The sequence below is a fragment of the Salipiger mangrovisoli genome (assembly GCF_015223355.1).
Taxonomy (GTDB): Bacteria; Pseudomonadota; Alphaproteobacteria; order Rhodobacterales; family Rhodobacteraceae; genus Salipiger; species Salipiger mangrovisoli.
The window spans coordinates 131,310-145,226 of sequence record NZ_JADFFK010000013.1 but is presented as its reverse complement, the minus strand read 5'-3'; the positions used below and the strand labels follow the sequence as shown (position 1 = coordinate 145,226).

Below are 13,917 nucleotides of genomic sequence, written 5' to 3'. Positions count from 1 at the left end.
GTCCTCCTCAAATGCGGGTGCGCGCGGCGTAGAGCTGCGCAAGCGTGTGTTCGATCTCCTGCGCGGCCGCGCGCAGCTGCATGACGAGCTCCTCCCGGCGCGGCTGCTGCATGCGGCTTTCGATGGCGGCGAGCGAGAGCGCCCCCGCCAGCGCGCCATCCGGGCGGCGCAGCGCGATGCCGAGGCCCCAGGAATCGGGGATCACCAGGCCGGGATTCAGCGCGTAGCCCTGTTCCCGCGTCTGCGCGACGCGGGTGCGAATCTCCTCGGGTTGGAGCATCGGGTAGTCCTGCGCCAGTCGCGCGGCATTGGCGGCGAGCGCGGCATCGACCTCGGCATCGGGCAGGGCCGAGAGCATCGCCAGAGAGCCAGCGCCGACCCCCAGAGGGTGCAGCCGCCCCGTCATCAACGCATAGGTGCGGATGGGATAAGTGCCTTCCTCGCGGTGCAGGCAGAGCGCCGAGAAGCCGCGCCGGACCGACAGGAAGGCGGCATCCCCGGTGGTCTGCGCCAGCCGCGCCAGCGTCTCGAAGGACAGCTCCAGCAGCCCGTGCCGATGCGCCGCGAAGGTGCCGAGAATGTAGGATTCCTCGCCCAGGAAGTAGCGCCGCGTCGCCTCGTTCTGCTCGACCATGCCGTTGCGGATCAGCGCCAGCATCAGCCGGCGCACCGTCGGCTTGTTGAGCCCGCTCTCGGCCACCAGCTCGCCGAGGCTCGCGCCCTCCGAGGGGCGGCGTCCGACCATGCCGAGCAGCGCCAGCGCGCGATCGACGCTCTGGCTTCCGCCGAGGCTGCCGGCGCTGCTCTCTGTCCTAGGGTGTTCCATAATATGGACCATACAGGCCCGTCTCCTCCCACGAGACTTCGTAAAGTTGCGGTGCAATATTTTGTTCCTTTCGGAATATTGCAAGTTCTTCTTGTCCGTGGCAATGAAACTGTTCCATGATGTGGATCGTCGTGCGGGGCAGGGAGGTCGCGCAGGGCGGGGCCGAGGGCGGCCCGAGACTCCTGGGAGGACAGAATGACTTTCGCGAAACTGGGCACCACCGCCCTCGCAACCGTGCTCGCGGGCGCGCTGATGGTCGGCGCTGCCGCCGCCGAGACCCTGCGCCTGTCGCACAACACCGGCGACACCACCACCTGGCAGAAGGGCGCCGACAAGTTCGCCGAGCTGCTCTCGGATGCGACCGGCGGTGATCTCACCGTGCGCGTCTTCCCGAACGCCCAGCTCGCCGGCGGCGACCAGATGCGCCAGGCCGAGATGGTCGGCCGCGGCGCGCTCGATCTCGTGGTGACCTCGGCGATCAACGTGACCCCGCTGGTGCCCGAGATGGCGGCCTTCTCGCTGCCCTACCTCTATGCCGATTACGCGCAGGTCGACGCGACCACGCAGGGCGAGCCCGGCGCCAAGCTGGCAGAGATCCTCAAGGGCAAGGGCATCGTCGTTCTCGCCTGGGGCGAGAACGGCTTCCGCGAGGTGACCAACAACACCCGCCCGGTGCACGGCCCCGACGACATGAAGGGCCTCAACATGCGCGTTGCCGGCCCGATGTACATCGACGTGATGAACGCGCTTGGCGCCAACCCGCAGCAGATGCAGTGGGGCGAGACGATGACCGCGCTGCAGCAGGGCGTGGTGGACGGCCAGGAAAACCCGATCGGCGCGGTGATCATCCCGCAGCAGGTCTACGAGGTGCAGAAATACCTGACGACCTGGCACTATTCCTATGACCCGATCTTCATCGGCATCAGCCAGAAGAAATGGGACAGCTACGACGCCGACACCCAGGCCAAGCTGAAGACTGCCGCCGAGGAGGCGATGACCTACCAGCGCGAGATCAGCCGCGAGGCCACCGCGACGGGCATCGACTTCCTGCGCGAGAAGGGCATGGAGGTCTACGAGCCGTCGGCCGAGGAACTGGCCGCCTTCAAGGAAGCCACCAAGCCCGCCTTCGACGAATGGGCGGCCAAGGTCGGCCCCGAGCTGGTGCAGAGCTTCCAGACCGCCATCGACGGCGCGAAGTAACCCCGCAAGACGGCGTGTCCCCGCGGGGACACGCCTTTCGTCCTTCTGAGCATTGGGAGGGGCAATGGCCTTCATCCTGCGCGAGGCCGAGAAGATCATCTGCGCGGTGCTCTTCCTGGCCATGACCTTTCTCGGCTTTGCCAATGTGGTGGTGCGCTACGGCACGCATTACTCGCTGGCCGCCACCGAGGAGCTGCTGACCAACGGCTTCCTGCTGCTGACCATCTTCGGCGCCGCCATCGCCGCAAGGCGCGGCGAGCACCTTGCCGTGGGTCTGGTGCACGACATGCTGCCGCGCCCGGCGCGCCGTGTCGTCTTCGCGCTCTCGGTGCTGGCCTCGGCGCTCTTGCTGGTGCTCTCGGCGTATTTCTCCTGGCAGGCGATGACCAACCTCATCGACAACGGCATGCGTTCTTATGGGCTGCAGATCCCGGCGTGGTACTACCAGGCCGCCGTGCCTTTCGGCTTCGCGCTGGTGCTGATCCGCTACCTGCAGCACGCCTGGGTGGTCTGGCGCACCGGCGAGGACCACGAGGTGATCCCCGATGTTTGACCTCTTCCCCGGACTTCCCGCGGGCACCGAGATGGTGATCCTGTTCTTCATCCTGCTCGCGCTGCGCGTGCCGGTGGCCTTCTCGCTCGGCCTCTCGGCGATCTACGCCATGTGGCAGATCGGCTTTGGCCTTGAACTGGCAGGCGATCTCATCGCCACCGGCATCACCAAGTTCTCGCTGCTGGCCATCCCCTTCTTCATCCTCGCGGGCACCCTCATGGGCTCGCTCGGCATCGCCGAGCGGATGATCCGCTTCTTCCGCGTGCTGATCGGCGCAACCCCCGGCGGCATGGGTGTGGTAGGGACAACCGTGTGCCTCTTCTGGGGCGCGGTGAGCGGCTCGGGGCCGGCCTCGGTCGCCGCCATCGGGCCGATGATCATCAAGGGCATGGAAGAGGACGGTTACCCGAAACCCTATGCCGCGGGGCTGGTCTGCACCGGCGCGGCGCTGTCGATCGTCATCCCGCCGTCGATCGGGCTGGTCATCTATGGCGTGATCGCCGAGACCTCGATCTCGCACCTTTTCCTTGCCGCCATCCTGCCCGGCCTTTTCATGGGCGTGATGATGCTGCTGACGCTGCCCTTCGCAAAGCCGCAGTCCGGTCGCGCCGCCGCGCTGGAGAAACTGAGCCCGATGCCGCATGCCGACAAGCCCTACGGCCAGCGCCTGTGGCTGTCGTTCAAGGAGAGCTTCTGGGGCCTGATGACGCCCGTCGTCATCCTTGGCGGCATCTACTCGGGTGTCTTCACCCCGACCGAGGCGGCGCTGGTCGCGACAGTCTATGCGCTGCTGGTCGGCGGGCTGATCTACCGCACGCTGACCCTTTCGGGTCTTTACAACTCGCTGTCCAACGCCGCCGCGTCCTCGGCGACGGTGATGCTGGTCGTCGCCTACGCCAGCCTCTTCGGCTGGGTGGTGACGGTCGAGGATCTGGTCGGCACCTACTCGGGCGCACTGCTTGGCCTTTCGGGCAACGAGGGCGTGATCCTGCTGGTCATCATGGTCATCCTGCTGATCGCGGGCATGTTCATGGACGCGGTCACCGTGATGTTCATCTGCCTGCCGATCTTCATGCCGGTGGTGCGCGAGCTGGGCTGGGATCCGGTCTGGTTCGGCGTGCTGGTGATGGTCAACCTTGCCATCGGGCTGATCACACCGCCGGTCGGCATCAACCTTTACGTCGCCGCCAACGTCACCCGCCTGCCGATCGAGCGGGTCGCCCGTGGCGCGATGCCCTTCCTGCTGGTCTGCCTGATCGGGCTGGCGGTGATCGGCGCCTTCCCGCAACTTTCCCTCGGCCTGCTCGGCCCCGCCAACTGAGGAGCATCCCATGACCGACACGACCGCCCAGAAGACCGCCATCGTCACCGGCGCCGCGCGCGGCATCGGCCTTGCGACCACCAAGCAGTTCCTCGCCGAGGGGCGGCGCGTGGCGATGATCGACCGCGACGCCGAGGCGCTGATGGCGGAAGCCGGGCAGCTGCAGGACGTGCTGCCGGTGGTCTGCGACGTCTCGCAGCCCGAGCAGGTGGCGACGATGATCGCCGAGGTGGCCGAGAAGTTCGGCCGCATCGACGCGCTGGTCAACAACGCCGGGGTCGCCGATTTCGGCCCCATCGAAGAGACCACCTTCGAGCGCTGGCGCAGGGTGATGTCGACCAACCTCGACGGGGTGTTCCTCTGCTCGCAGGCGGCGATCCCGCATCTGAAGGAGGTGCAGGGCGCCATCGTCAACATCGCCTCGATCTCCGGTCTGCGCGCCTCGACGCTGCGGGTGGCCTATGGCACTTCGAAAGCGGGGGTGATCCAGCTGACGCAGCAGCAGGCGGCGGAACTGGGTGAATACGGCATCCGTGCCAATTGCGTGGCGCCCGGCCCGGTGCGCACGAAACTCGCCATGGCGGTGCATTCGCCCGAGATCATCGCGGCCTATCACGACGCCATCCCGCTCAACCGCTACGGGTCGGAGGACGAGATCGCCTCGGTGATCGTCTTCCTCTGTTCGGAGAAAGCCAGCTACGTGACGGGCCAGACCATCGCCTCGGACGGCGGGTTCCAGTCGACCGGGGTCGGCCTGCCGGCGCTGCGCGGCTGATCCCACGCCCCCCGGGTCGCCGGTCGCAGGGTGTTGTCATCTTTCGCGATTGGTTTAGCACTTCACCGATGGGCCAGCATCTTGCGGGGATGACCGGGTGATGGAGCAATCGACGATCGCGGTTTTCTTCCTGGCGGCGCTGGCCCTGGCGGCGACGCCGGGGCCGGACATGCTGCTCATCGCGTCGCGCAGCGCGACGGAAGGCCGTGTTGCCGGGCTGGCGACTTGGCTCGGCATCGCGGCCGGAACCTACTGCCACGCCATCGCAGCGGCCTTCGGCTTGTCGCAGCTCTTTCTTGCGGTGCCCGCAGCCTATGAGGCCGTGCGATGGGTCGGTGCGGCCTATCTGCTCTATCTTGCGTGGCAGGCCGTGACCAAAAGAACCGAGGCGGCGCGTCCGGCCGAGGCAGCAAGCCGCAGGTGGTCCTTGCCGACGATCTTTCGTCAGGGGCTGCTCACCAACCTGCTGAACCCGAAGATGGCGATCTTCGTGCTGGCGCTCTTCCCGCAGTTCGTGCAGCCGGAGGCGGGCTGGGTCGCCGGGCAGATCATGGTGCTGGCGACGGTCCTGAACTTGGTGGGCTTCGCCGTGAACGGTGCCGTCATCCTGCTGGCGAGCCGCGCGCGCGTGGCCATGGCCGGCAGTCGGAAGATGAAGGCGCTGTCGCGCTACCTGCTGGGCGGCGTGTTCGCCGGACTGGCGCTCCGGCTGGCCTTCGACGCGCGGCGCTAGGGCGCTGCCGAGCCGCTCGGTGCAGGTCTGGTTATTTCCGAAGCCCCGCCGCTTCTGCGCTCGGCACAAGGGTTCCGGGGTCGCCATCCAGCGCGGCGGCGAATTCGGCTTCAAGGTGCTCCAGCGCGAAGGGCATGGACAGGACGCTGCCGAAGGACAGCGCCCCTGCCATCAGTTCCCCGCAGAAAACTTCGCGACCCTCGGCATAGGCCGCAAGGGTCCGGCGCATCGCGAGGGTGGCGATGTCGCCCGCCCGTGCGTCCGAGGAGATCCAGATCAGCAGGTCGGCGTCGATTGGAGACAGGTCCTCGGGGGAGAGCGAGGTGTAGAAGCCGTCGATCACCTGCATCGCGCTCAACGCGTCGGGCGCGCGGAACCCCAGTTCGGACAGGAACTGCGCGCGCGTGTCGCCGCCCATGAAGGCGCCGGTCTGCCCGCCGTCGTGCCAGGCGCAGACCGCGCTGCGCCCCTGCCAGTCGGGATGCGCCTCGCGCATGGCTGCGAAGCGGCCCCGCAGGTCGGCGATCAGCTGCTCGGCCCTGTCGGACGTGCCGGTGGCGCGGCCGATCCGGCGCAGTTCCACGTCCCAGGGGCTGCCGTAGGTGGAATGGGCCGGGTCCTGAAGCAGCACCGGGGCGATCTGAGACAGCAGCGCGTATTCGGCCTGTGAAATGCCCGAGCCGCTGGCGACGATCAACTCCGGGGCGAGGCTGGCGACCGTCTCGATCGAAACCTCGCCGGTCATCACCGTCGGCTCCGCGTCACCAAGGAGTTCCTGGGCCCAGGGCCAGACGCCGTGCGGATAATCGCCGTACCAGTAGCGGAGGCCGATCGGCGCGATGCCGAGCGCAAGCAGCGCGTCCTGCGTGTTGTAGCCCAGAGACACGACCCGCTTGGCTGGCGCGGGCAGAACGGTCTCGCCGTAGACATGCTCGAAGCGCAGCTCCTCTCCCGTCGCCGAGAGGGCGGGCGCGGCGAGCAGGCAGGCGCTGCCGGACAGAAAGCCCCGGCGGGACAGGGTGGCGCGTTGGCGGGTCATGGGGGTCTCCATCGGGGCGTTGCCGGGACGCCGGGCCGCCTGCGAGAGACGGCCCGGCGCGATCGCTTACCAGCTGTACTTCAGCGTCGCGGTCACCGTTCGGCCGTCGCCGTAGTAGTCGGTGCCGTAGTAGGTTGTGGTCACGTAGTCCTCGTCAAAGAGGTTGCTGACGTTGAGGTTGAGATCGACGTTGTCTGCCAGCGCGTAGCCGATCGAGGCGTCCACCAGCGTGTAGGCATCGTTCTCGACGGTGTTGGCGTCGTCGCCCCAGGTGCTGCCGACGTAGCGGATGCCGGCGCCAAGGTCGATGTCGCCGCGTGCGCCGCTGCCGGGAATGGTGTAATCCGCCCAGACCGAGGCAAGGTGCTCGGGCGTCCGCGCGGGGCGGTTGCCCTCGTTGCCGACGATCCCGTCTTCGCGGATCTCGGCATCCCAGTAAGAGTAGGAGGCCAGCAGGCCGAAGCGCTCTGTGACATCCAGCTTCGCTTCGAGCTCGAGACCGCGCACGCCGATCTCGCCGATCTGGCGGTATTCGGTCTGGCTGACGGCGGTCGACACGTTGGTCTGGGTCAGGTCGAAGAGCGCCGCGGTGAAGAGCGCATTGGTGCCCTCGGGGCGATACTTCACGCCGACCTCATATTGCGTGCCCTCGGTCGGATCGCCGCCGAGGCCCCAGACATCCTGCGAGAAGCTCTCGGAGTAGTTGCCGTAGACCGCCAGTTCGGGGGTGACCTTGTAGGTCAGGCCGAAGCGCCCCGAGACGTGCTCGTAGCTCTCCTTGGTGGTGGTGCCGTAAAGGTGGTTCTCGACGTCGAAATCGATCCAGTCCTTGCGCAGCCCGGCGGTGGCGATCCACTGGCCCCAGGTCAGCTCCTCCTGAAGGTAAAGCGCGCTGTTGGTCTGCTCGGGCGTCCAGTCGTAATAGCGCATGAAGGAGAAAGTGCAGGCGCTGTCGCAATAGTCGGGATCGTCCACGTCGATGCCGTCGACGCTGCCGAAATAGGCGTTCTCGTCGACGCTGATGTGGCTGTATTCCAGGCCGAGCAGCGTGCGGCTCTGCGCCCCGCCCAGCAGGGTCTCGTATTGCAGCGCGCTGTCCATCGCGAATTGTTCGCTGTCGCTGTAGACCGCAAAGGCCGACCGCGCGGCGTCGGGATCGGTGGCGCTGGCGCCGTAGACCTGCTCGTAGTCGAGATTGAAGAGGCTGTAGCGCGCGTTGGTGCTGAGGCTCAGGCCGTCACCGAAGTCATGGCTGAACTGCAGCGCCACGCTGCGTTCGACCGAGTCCATCTTGTTGAACTCGGGCTCGCCGAGGAAGGTGTCGCGGTCGATGCCATAGCCCGAGGGGATGCCGTTGCCGGGCACGCCGTCGCGCTTGTTGTACTCGGCGAGCAGGGTGAGCGTGGTGGCATCGGTGGGGCGCCAGGTCAGGCCGCCCTGAAGGTAGGCGCGGTCGTCGTTGGACTCGCCGTAGGAATATTCGCTGTCCTGCCATTTCCCGGTCAGCCGGTAGGACAGCGTGCTGTCCTCGGTGAGCCGGTCCCCGATGTCGAAGCCGAGCTCCGCGTGATCGGCACCGAGGGTGCTGTAGACCTCGCCGAAGCGGTAGGTCTTGGGAGTCTTGGAGACGGCGTTGACCAGCCCGCCCGGCGCGCTGAGTCCGAAGAGCGACGAGTTGGCACCCTTGAGCACCTCGACCCGCTCCATGCCGTAGGGCTCGCGCCGCGCATAGCTCCAGCCGGCACCGCGCTGGGGCAGACCGTCGCGGTAGAGAAGGCCGAGCCCGGTCAGATCGAAGCCGCGGATTCGGAACCCGTCGTAACGGTCATCGCCGCCCCATTCGTTGACCGAGACGCCCGCGGTGTAGCCGATCACCTGCTCCAGGTTCTGCGCACCGCGCTTGGCGATCTCGGCCGAGGTGACCACCGACACCGAGGCGGGCGTGTCGAGGATGTCGGTCGTCGTCTTGGTGCTTGCCGTGGTCTGCTGGGCAACCGTCGTCTTCGCGTCGTCGTCGGCGACGCCAAGCTGGATCGGGCGCAGTTCGACGGGCGTGGCGCTGTCCTGTGCGGCGGCGGCCAGCGGCAGCATCAGCGCGGTGCTGGCGAGCAGAAGCAGTCGGGGCGTCCTGCTCGGAAGGGGGCGGCGCGCGGTCGGGCCGGCAAGGTCGGGGAGGGAGGGGGTCATCCAGCGGTACCTGTTCGTCTTGAGTGCGAGGTCGGCTGGCTGAGGATCGGTCTCCGGCGGAACGTCGGGTGGGATGGACCTTGGCGTGGCTATTTCTTACTGTAATACTAAGGTAAAGACGGAAGAGGAAGCGCTTTGTGACCGGGATATCAGGAATTTTCGTGGCAGGGGCGCCGGGGCGTGGCGATCGCCACACGGTGGGGGGCCGGTGCGGCCGCGGTGCGGGTGCAGGTAAGCCATGATGCGCGCGCCCGTGGCCGAGGGACCGGCGCTGATCGGCGGGGCGTGTTGGTACGACCTGCAGGACAGGGTGAGCGGGGCGCTGCGCCGGGTGTTTCTCTGGACGCCGCCGGGAGAGCCGCCCGAGCGCGGCTGGCCGTCGCTCACGATGACCGATGGCAATGCCGTCATTGCCACGGCGGTCGACGCGATGCGCGCGCAGGCAAGCTATCCCGGCGGAACCAACCTCGGGCAGGGAGTCATCATTGCGGTGGGCTATCCGACCGACGAAGCCTTCGATCCGGTCCGGCGCAGCTGGGACCTCGGCCCGCCGCCTGGCGCAACCTACCCGCCGTTCTGGCCCGGCACGCCCGAGGTCAGGACCGGCGGAGGCGCGGAGATGGCGCGGTTTCTTCTGGAGGATCTCCGCGACTTCCTGTCGGAGCGCGTGCGGCTCGACCCCGCGCGCTGCGGCCTCTTCGGGCATTCCTTCGGCGGCCTCTTCGCGCTGTGGCTTCTGTTCACCCGGCCCGACGCCTTCAGCCACTGGATCGCCGCAAGCCCCTCGATCACCTGGGAAGACAGCTTCCTGTTGCGCCACCTCGAGACATTCGCGCCGGCGGGGCGGCGGCTGACGGTCCATCTGTCGGCCGGGGAATGGGAGGGCTCGACGCTGGCACCGTTCCAGATCGGCGCCGCCGACGCCGAGACCCGCCGCGCGCGGCTGCTTCAGACCCGAACGCTCGAGGCGGCCAGGGAGATGAGCGAGGCGCTGGCGCGGCTTCCCGAGATCACCGCCAGCTTCGAGGAATACGCGGGCGAGACGCATATGTCGGTGCTGCCGGTCGCGGTGTCCCGCGCGCTGCACTGCGTCTTCGCGCTGCGCTGAGGCATCACCGCTGAACGGAACCCTCGTCGCGCAGGAAGCGGGGTATGCAGGCCTCGAGCCCGGCGGGCAGCACCAGCCAGGCCCCCGCGGCATAGACATGCGCGACGAGGTCCGGCCGCTCGCCGCGCAGCGTCAGCGAAAGCGGCGAGGCCCCGGTGATCGCGACCTCCGGCCCGAGCGCGTCGATCAGCGCCGCGGGCGGAAAGAGCACGAGCACGGCGGGGGCCTCGCCGCCAAGGCGCAGCACCAGCGCGAGGATGGCGATCCAGGCCAGCAGCAGGATCGGCAGCGCGAACAGCAGGCGGCGGGTCAAGACGCGGGGCCTCCGGTCAGTAGTCGTGAATATGTTCGAGCCTCAGCCCCGCGGCGTCCAGTCCCCGCAGCCGTGCGGCAAGATCCGCGACCGGCACGAGAAACAGGTGCCGCGTGTCGCCATGGCCCTGACGCGGCAGGCTTGCGAGTGCCCCGGCCTCCTGCGGGCGATGCGAGAGCGCCGTGAACATGATCCGGTCATTGCCCGCAATGTCGATGAACTCGGCGCCCTCGGCCGCCCAATCGGCGAGGATATGCGTCAGCGCCCGGTAACGCGGGGTCTCCACCTCTGTCCCGGCGTCGAGCCGGCGCAGCACGGAGACCCCTTCCTGGGCCTCCAACGCCGCCAGCGGAAGCCCGGACACCACCATCTGCAAGGTCGGATCGTCCTGCCCGGTGGCGGCCACCGCCTGTGCGATCATCCCGGCATAGCTGGCGCGGGCGCGGTTCTCGATCCCCAGCGCCAAAGCCCGCTCGCGGCTGCGGAACCTGTCATCCGAGGCCGCGGCAAGCGCCGCCGCATCCGCGCGGAAATCGTAAAGGTACCACGGCGTCTGTTGCAGGAACTGCGCATATCCGGCGGCCTGCCGGGCCGAGAGATCGTCGAGCGGCGCGCGCGTCTCGCCGCGGATCCATGTCGCGATGCGGCCGGGGACCTCTTCGTAGGCGGCCTTCATCAGCATCTCGGCGGTGAAGGAGACGCCGATGACATAGACCATCTGCCGCGTGGCACCATCGACCGGTCCCAGCTCGGCGCTCTTCGCGCTGACCGTGCAGAGCGAGGACCAGAAGCCGCCGATTGCCGAGAGGAAGCCGAAGTCGTGCGGATCGCCGGTGCGGATCACCTCGGCATAGTCGTCATAGGCGTGCACGATGTGCCACTCGGGGTAGGTCATCAGCGTGCGGGTCTGGGGGCGCGTCTCGCCGGAAAGCGGCGCGTGCGCGGGGGGCACGCCGGAGCCGCGGCACATGGTCTCGACGTAGAGCACCGGGCTTGCAAGGCCGATGCCGGTGAGCAGCAGGACAAGGCAAAGCCGCCGCAGCAGGCGCCAGAGCCCTTTCATCCGCGACGCAGCGAGCGCAGCCCCGCCGCCAGCGCCAGCCCGCCAAGCGCGATATGCGGCAGGTTGGCCGCGATGCGCAGGGGTGACAGGCTCGGCCCCAGCGACGGGTTGGTGAAGATGCCGAAGTCGAGATAGCCCCAGCCGGTGAGGATGCCGAAGAGCCCGTCCCCGAGATAGGCCGCGCCGAAGAGGATCAGGAACGTCCGCGCGGCGCGGAGCGAGAGCGCCGCCGCCACCAGCGCCCAGAGGCCCGAGGCCAGGTGCAGCGCGTCGTCGAACGGGTCGAGCGCGAAAATGCCGAAGGCCAGGCCGTCGGCGTCGGTCAGGCCGGGGATGTAGTTGGTCGCGGCGGCGAGGAACAGGATCGCCGCGTAGACCAGGCACAGCTTGCGTTCGAAACTCATAGCGGCTCCAGGTAGGTGTCCCACAGGTTGTTGCGCAATACGAGGCCGGGGTCGATCGCGCGCTTGCGCGCAGCAAACTCGGCGGCCCTCGGATAGGCGGCGGTGAACTGGTCGGCGCGCGCATGGGGGCGGTAGGGCAGGTAGTAGCTGCCGCCCAACGCGAGGATGCGATCGATGAGCGCGCGGGTCATACGGCGGTGATCGGCCTCGGCGCGCGCGGTCATCTCCTGGCTGAATGACATGACCGCGGCGATGCGCGGCGTCGGTGAATGCGCCAGCACGCTCACCGGGTCGCGATCGACGAAGCGCAGCGTGACGTTCAGGAACTCGACAAACGCATCGGGGATCACGTCCCGGCAGGCCGCGAGGAAACCGCCGAACGCCGCGGGAGGCACGAAATATTCGTGCAGGATATCGACACGGGTGGGATCGCCGTCGGCCAGGGTCGCCACCGGCTCGTTCATCAGCGAGTTGCGGGTGCTTTCGCCGCCAAGCCGCGGCGCAAGGTCCGCCTCCATCCACCAGCGCGCGCGCTTCACGCCCTCGCGCCCGACCTGCGCGCGGTAGACCCGCGCGGCCAGCCTTGCCATGCGGCCCGAGCCGGTGGCGGGCGGGATGCGTGACTGGTCTTCGGTCGGACGGTAGCGCACCAGCAGAGCCTCCTCGAAGAAGCCGGAACGGTCCACGTTCAGCCGGCCATAGGCCATCGGGTAGGCCGGGTCCTGCACCGCCGCGAGGAAGGCGGCGGGGAAGGCCTCTGCCACCATGCGCGCGACCTCGGGCACAAGCCGCTGGTTCGGCACCATCTCGAGCTCGAGATCGACGATGAGCCCGATGAGCCCGTAGCCCCCCATCGCCAGCGCGAAGAGTTCTGCATTCTCCTGCCGCGAGGCGGTGACGAGCGTGCCATCCGCCAGCACCATGCGCAGCGACCGGACGGTCGCGCCCATCGGCCCGTAGGGCACCGGCCAGCCGTGGGCGTTGACAGAGAAGGTCGCGGCGACGCCGAAATCATGGTTCGACTGCATGACCGCCGGGCTGAAGCCGATCGGATCGAGGGCGGCGATCACCTCGGACCAGCGCGCGCCGCCGTTGACGCGATAGGTGCCGTTTGCCGTGTCGGGCTCGATCCAGGCGTTGTCGACGGTGATCGCGCGCCCGTTCCGAGGGATCGCCTGTCCGCCCATGGAATGTCGCGCGGCCCCGACACTGACCGGGCGACCTTCGGCGCGGGCGGCGGCCAGCTCGGCGCGGAACTGCTTGACCAGCGCCTCGCCCTGCGCACGCGGACGGACGTGGGAATGGATCGGGGTCGCAGAGAGTTCGCTGGCGTCGTTCAGCACGGCGGTCTGCTGCGCGCCCGAGGCCGCGCCAAGACGCGCCACGCCGTCCAGCTGCGAGACCTCGGGGCTCCAGCTCCGCCCGACGAGATAGCCGACCATGGCCCCACCGCCCAGCAGCAGTGCCCGCCGCGTCATCCTGCTTCGTGCCGTCACCGTCTGCCCTGCTCCTCCATGCCCCGGCGTCAAGACTTAACCTCTTATCCGGGCGTGTGAAAGTGAGGCGATTGCGGAAATCCGTCTGCGCGGTCGCGGCCCGTCAGCAGGGTCAGCGGCGGAGCAGGTAGGTGTCCATGATCCAGCCATGCCGGGCCCGCGCCTCGGCGCGGGTGGTGACGATGTCGCCGGCGACATCGGCCAGCTTTCCCGCGCGCAGGATCTGCGACGGGCTGCCGAGGTAGGCGCCCCACCAGATGTGCAGTTCATGGGGATCGAGCGCGGTGAAGCTGCACGCGCCGTCGAGCATGACCACCACGCTCTCTTCGCCCGCGGGCCAGCCGTGTTCGCGCAGGCGGCGGCCGGTGGTGATCTTCACCGGGCCATCGACCCGGTTCAGCGGGATGGCATGGGCTGCGGTCAGCGCCTGGATCGCGGTGATGCCGGGGATCACCCGCAGCGCCGGGCGTGGCCGCAGCCGCTCGGCGATGCGCAGGGTGCTGTCGTAGAGCGCGGGATCGCCCCAGACCAGCAGCGCGACCGGCCCCTCCGGCGCGCCGTCCAGCGCCGCGCTCCAGCGCCGGGCGATCTCGTCGTGCCAGTCGGCGACGCGGGTTTGATAGGGCAGGGCGGGATCGCGCTCGGGATAGTCGAAGCAGCGGATCTCGGCCCGCGTTCCCGCGGCGGCGAGGATCGATCGGCGCAGCGCCAGCAGGTCATCCTTGGCTGCGCCCTTCCACGGCAGCAGGATGACGGCGGCGTCGCGCAGGGCCTGCATCCCGTCGAGCGTCACATGTCCGGGGCTGCCGGTGCCGATGCCGACAAGCCAGAGGTCCTCGATCATGGGGTCTTGTCCTTCCGGTGCGGTCCGGCCCCCTGCGCGGGGGCCGGGGAGGGGA

Annotated in this window: 14 protein-coding genes; 6 read left to right on the top strand and 8 right to left on the bottom strand. The window is 68.5% G+C overall.

Annotated elements, in window-relative coordinates; all coding sequences use genetic code 11:
• Nucleotides 1-7: 7 nt before the first annotated feature.
• Entirely contained in the window at nucleotides 8-838 is an 831-nt protein-coding gene (locus tag IQ782_RS17590; RefSeq protein WP_194135975.1) for an IclR family transcriptional regulator, read from the bottom strand.
• 183 nt (nucleotides 839-1,021) lie between these two features.
• Between IQ782_RS17590 and IQ782_RS17585 the strand changes: the two genes are divergently transcribed.
• From IQ782_RS17585 to IQ782_RS17565, 5 genes are all read left to right on the top strand, one after another.
• Complete coding sequence (locus tag IQ782_RS17585; RefSeq protein WP_194135974.1) at nucleotides 1,022-2,026, top strand: DctP family TRAP transporter solute-binding subunit; 1,005 nt, start codon at nucleotides 1,022-1,024, stop codon at nucleotides 2,024-2,026.
• 64 nt (nucleotides 2,027-2,090) lie between these two features.
• On the top strand, nucleotides 2,091-2,579 hold the full coding sequence (locus tag IQ782_RS17580) for a TRAP transporter small permease (protein ID WP_194135973.1): 489 nt from the start codon (nucleotides 2,091-2,093) through the stop codon (nucleotides 2,577-2,579).
• Nucleotides 2,572-3,900, top strand: coding sequence for a TRAP transporter large permease (locus tag IQ782_RS17575; protein WP_194135972.1), 1,329 nt, complete (start codon nucleotides 2,572-2,574; stop codon nucleotides 3,898-3,900). The genes IQ782_RS17580 and IQ782_RS17575 overlap by 8 nt, the downstream gene beginning before the upstream one ends.
• A 10-nt stretch (nucleotides 3,901-3,910) precedes the next feature.
• Nucleotides 3,911-4,675, top strand: coding sequence for an SDR family NAD(P)-dependent oxidoreductase (locus tag IQ782_RS17570; protein ID WP_194135971.1), 765 nt, complete (start codon nucleotides 3,911-3,913; stop codon nucleotides 4,673-4,675).
• A 100-nt stretch (nucleotides 4,676-4,775) separates the two neighbouring features.
• Nucleotides 4,776-5,408 carry a LysE family translocator gene (locus tag IQ782_RS17565; RefSeq protein ID WP_240989366.1) on the top strand — a complete coding sequence of 211 codons (633 nt, stop codon included), beginning with the start codon at nucleotides 4,776-4,778 and terminating at the stop codon, nucleotides 5,406-5,408.
• 31 nt (nucleotides 5,409-5,439) lie between these two features.
• Here the strand turns inward: IQ782_RS17565 and IQ782_RS17560 are convergent, their stop codons facing one another.
• Entirely contained in the window at nucleotides 5,440-6,447 is a 1,008-nt protein-coding gene (locus tag IQ782_RS17560; RefSeq protein WP_240989365.1) for an iron-siderophore ABC transporter substrate-binding protein, read from the bottom strand.
• 66 nt (nucleotides 6,448-6,513) lie between these two features.
• A complete protein-coding gene (locus tag IQ782_RS17555) occupies nucleotides 6,514-8,634 on the bottom strand; it encodes a TonB-dependent siderophore receptor (protein WP_194135968.1) in 2,121 nt (706 codons plus the stop codon).
• Nucleotides 8,635-8,872: 238 nt separating this feature from the next.
• Between IQ782_RS17555 and IQ782_RS17550 the strand changes: the two genes are divergently transcribed.
• Nucleotides 8,873-9,742, top strand: coding sequence for an alpha/beta hydrolase (locus IQ782_RS17550; RefSeq protein WP_194135967.1), 870 nt, complete (start codon nucleotides 8,873-8,875; stop codon nucleotides 9,740-9,742).
• 4 nt (nucleotides 9,743-9,746) lie between these two features.
• Here IQ782_RS17550 and IQ782_RS17545 read toward each other — a convergent pair whose 3' ends face one another.
• The 5 genes from IQ782_RS17545 to cobF form a co-directional block, all read right to left on the bottom strand.
• Nucleotides 9,747-10,055, bottom strand: a complete 309-nt coding sequence (locus IQ782_RS17545; protein ID WP_194135966.1) for a hypothetical protein — start codon at nucleotides 10,053-10,055, stop codon at nucleotides 9,747-9,749.
• Nucleotides 10,056-10,071: 16 nt separating this feature from the next.
• Complete coding sequence (locus IQ782_RS17540) at nucleotides 10,072-11,118, bottom strand: hypothetical protein (protein ID WP_194135965.1); 1,047 nt, start codon at nucleotides 11,116-11,118, stop codon at nucleotides 10,072-10,074.
• Nucleotides 11,115-11,522, bottom strand: coding sequence for a DUF4383 domain-containing protein (locus tag IQ782_RS17535; protein WP_194135964.1), 408 nt, complete (start codon nucleotides 11,520-11,522; stop codon nucleotides 11,115-11,117). Before IQ782_RS17535 ends, IQ782_RS17540 begins: the two co-directional genes overlap by 4 nt.
• Complete coding sequence (locus tag IQ782_RS17530) at nucleotides 11,519-13,000, bottom strand: FAD-binding oxidoreductase (RefSeq protein ID WP_194135963.1); 1,482 nt, start codon at nucleotides 12,998-13,000, stop codon at nucleotides 11,519-11,521. Before IQ782_RS17530 ends, IQ782_RS17535 begins: the two co-directional genes overlap by 4 nt.
• 130 nt (nucleotides 13,001-13,130) lie before the next feature.
• On the bottom strand, nucleotides 13,131-13,862 hold the full coding sequence (cobF, locus tag IQ782_RS17525) for a precorrin-6A synthase (deacetylating) (RefSeq protein ID WP_194135962.1): 732 nt from the start codon (nucleotides 13,860-13,862) through the stop codon (nucleotides 13,131-13,133).
• Between the last annotated feature and the right edge of the window lie 55 nt (nucleotides 13,863-13,917).

Coding starts and splice junctions, on each gene's coding strand:
- IQ782_RS17590 (WP_194135975.1), bottom strand. CDS start 838: ATGGTCCATATTATGGAACACCCTAGGACAGAGAGCAGCGCCGGCAGC.
- IQ782_RS17585 (WP_194135974.1), top strand. CDS start 1,022: ATGACTTTCGCGAAACTGGGCACCACCGCCCTCGCAACCGTGCTCGCG.
- IQ782_RS17580 (WP_194135973.1), top strand. CDS start 2,091: ATGGCCTTCATCCTGCGCGAGGCCGAGAAGATCATCTGCGCGGTGCTC.
- IQ782_RS17575 (WP_194135972.1), top strand. CDS start 2,572: ATGTTTGACCTCTTCCCCGGACTTCCCGCGGGCACCGAGATGGTGATC.
- IQ782_RS17570 (WP_194135971.1), top strand. CDS start 3,911: ATGACCGACACGACCGCCCAGAAGACCGCCATCGTCACCGGCGCCGCG.
- IQ782_RS17565 (WP_240989366.1), top strand. CDS start 4,776: ATGGAGCAATCGACGATCGCGGTTTTCTTCCTGGCGGCGCTGGCCCTG.
- IQ782_RS17560 (WP_240989365.1), bottom strand. CDS start 6,447: ATGACCCGCCAACGCGCCACCCTGTCCCGCCGGGGCTTTCTGTCCGGC.
- IQ782_RS17555 (WP_194135968.1), bottom strand. CDS start 8,634: ATGACCCCCTCCCTCCCCGACCTTGCCGGCCCGACCGCGCGCCGCCCC.
- IQ782_RS17550 (WP_194135967.1), top strand. CDS start 8,873: ATGATGCGCGCGCCCGTGGCCGAGGGACCGGCGCTGATCGGCGGGGCG.
- IQ782_RS17540 (WP_194135965.1), bottom strand. CDS start 11,118: ATGAAAGGGCTCTGGCGCCTGCTGCGGCGGCTTTGCCTTGTCCTGCTG.
- IQ782_RS17535 (WP_194135964.1), bottom strand. CDS start 11,522: ATGAGTTTCGAACGCAAGCTGTGCCTGGTCTACGCGGCGATCCTGTTC.
- IQ782_RS17530 (WP_194135963.1), bottom strand. CDS start 13,000: ATGACGCGGCGGGCACTGCTGCTGGGCGGTGGGGCCATGGTCGGCTAT.
- cobF (WP_194135962.1), bottom strand. CDS start 13,862: ATGATCGAGGACCTCTGGCTTGTCGGCATCGGCACCGGCAGCCCCGGA.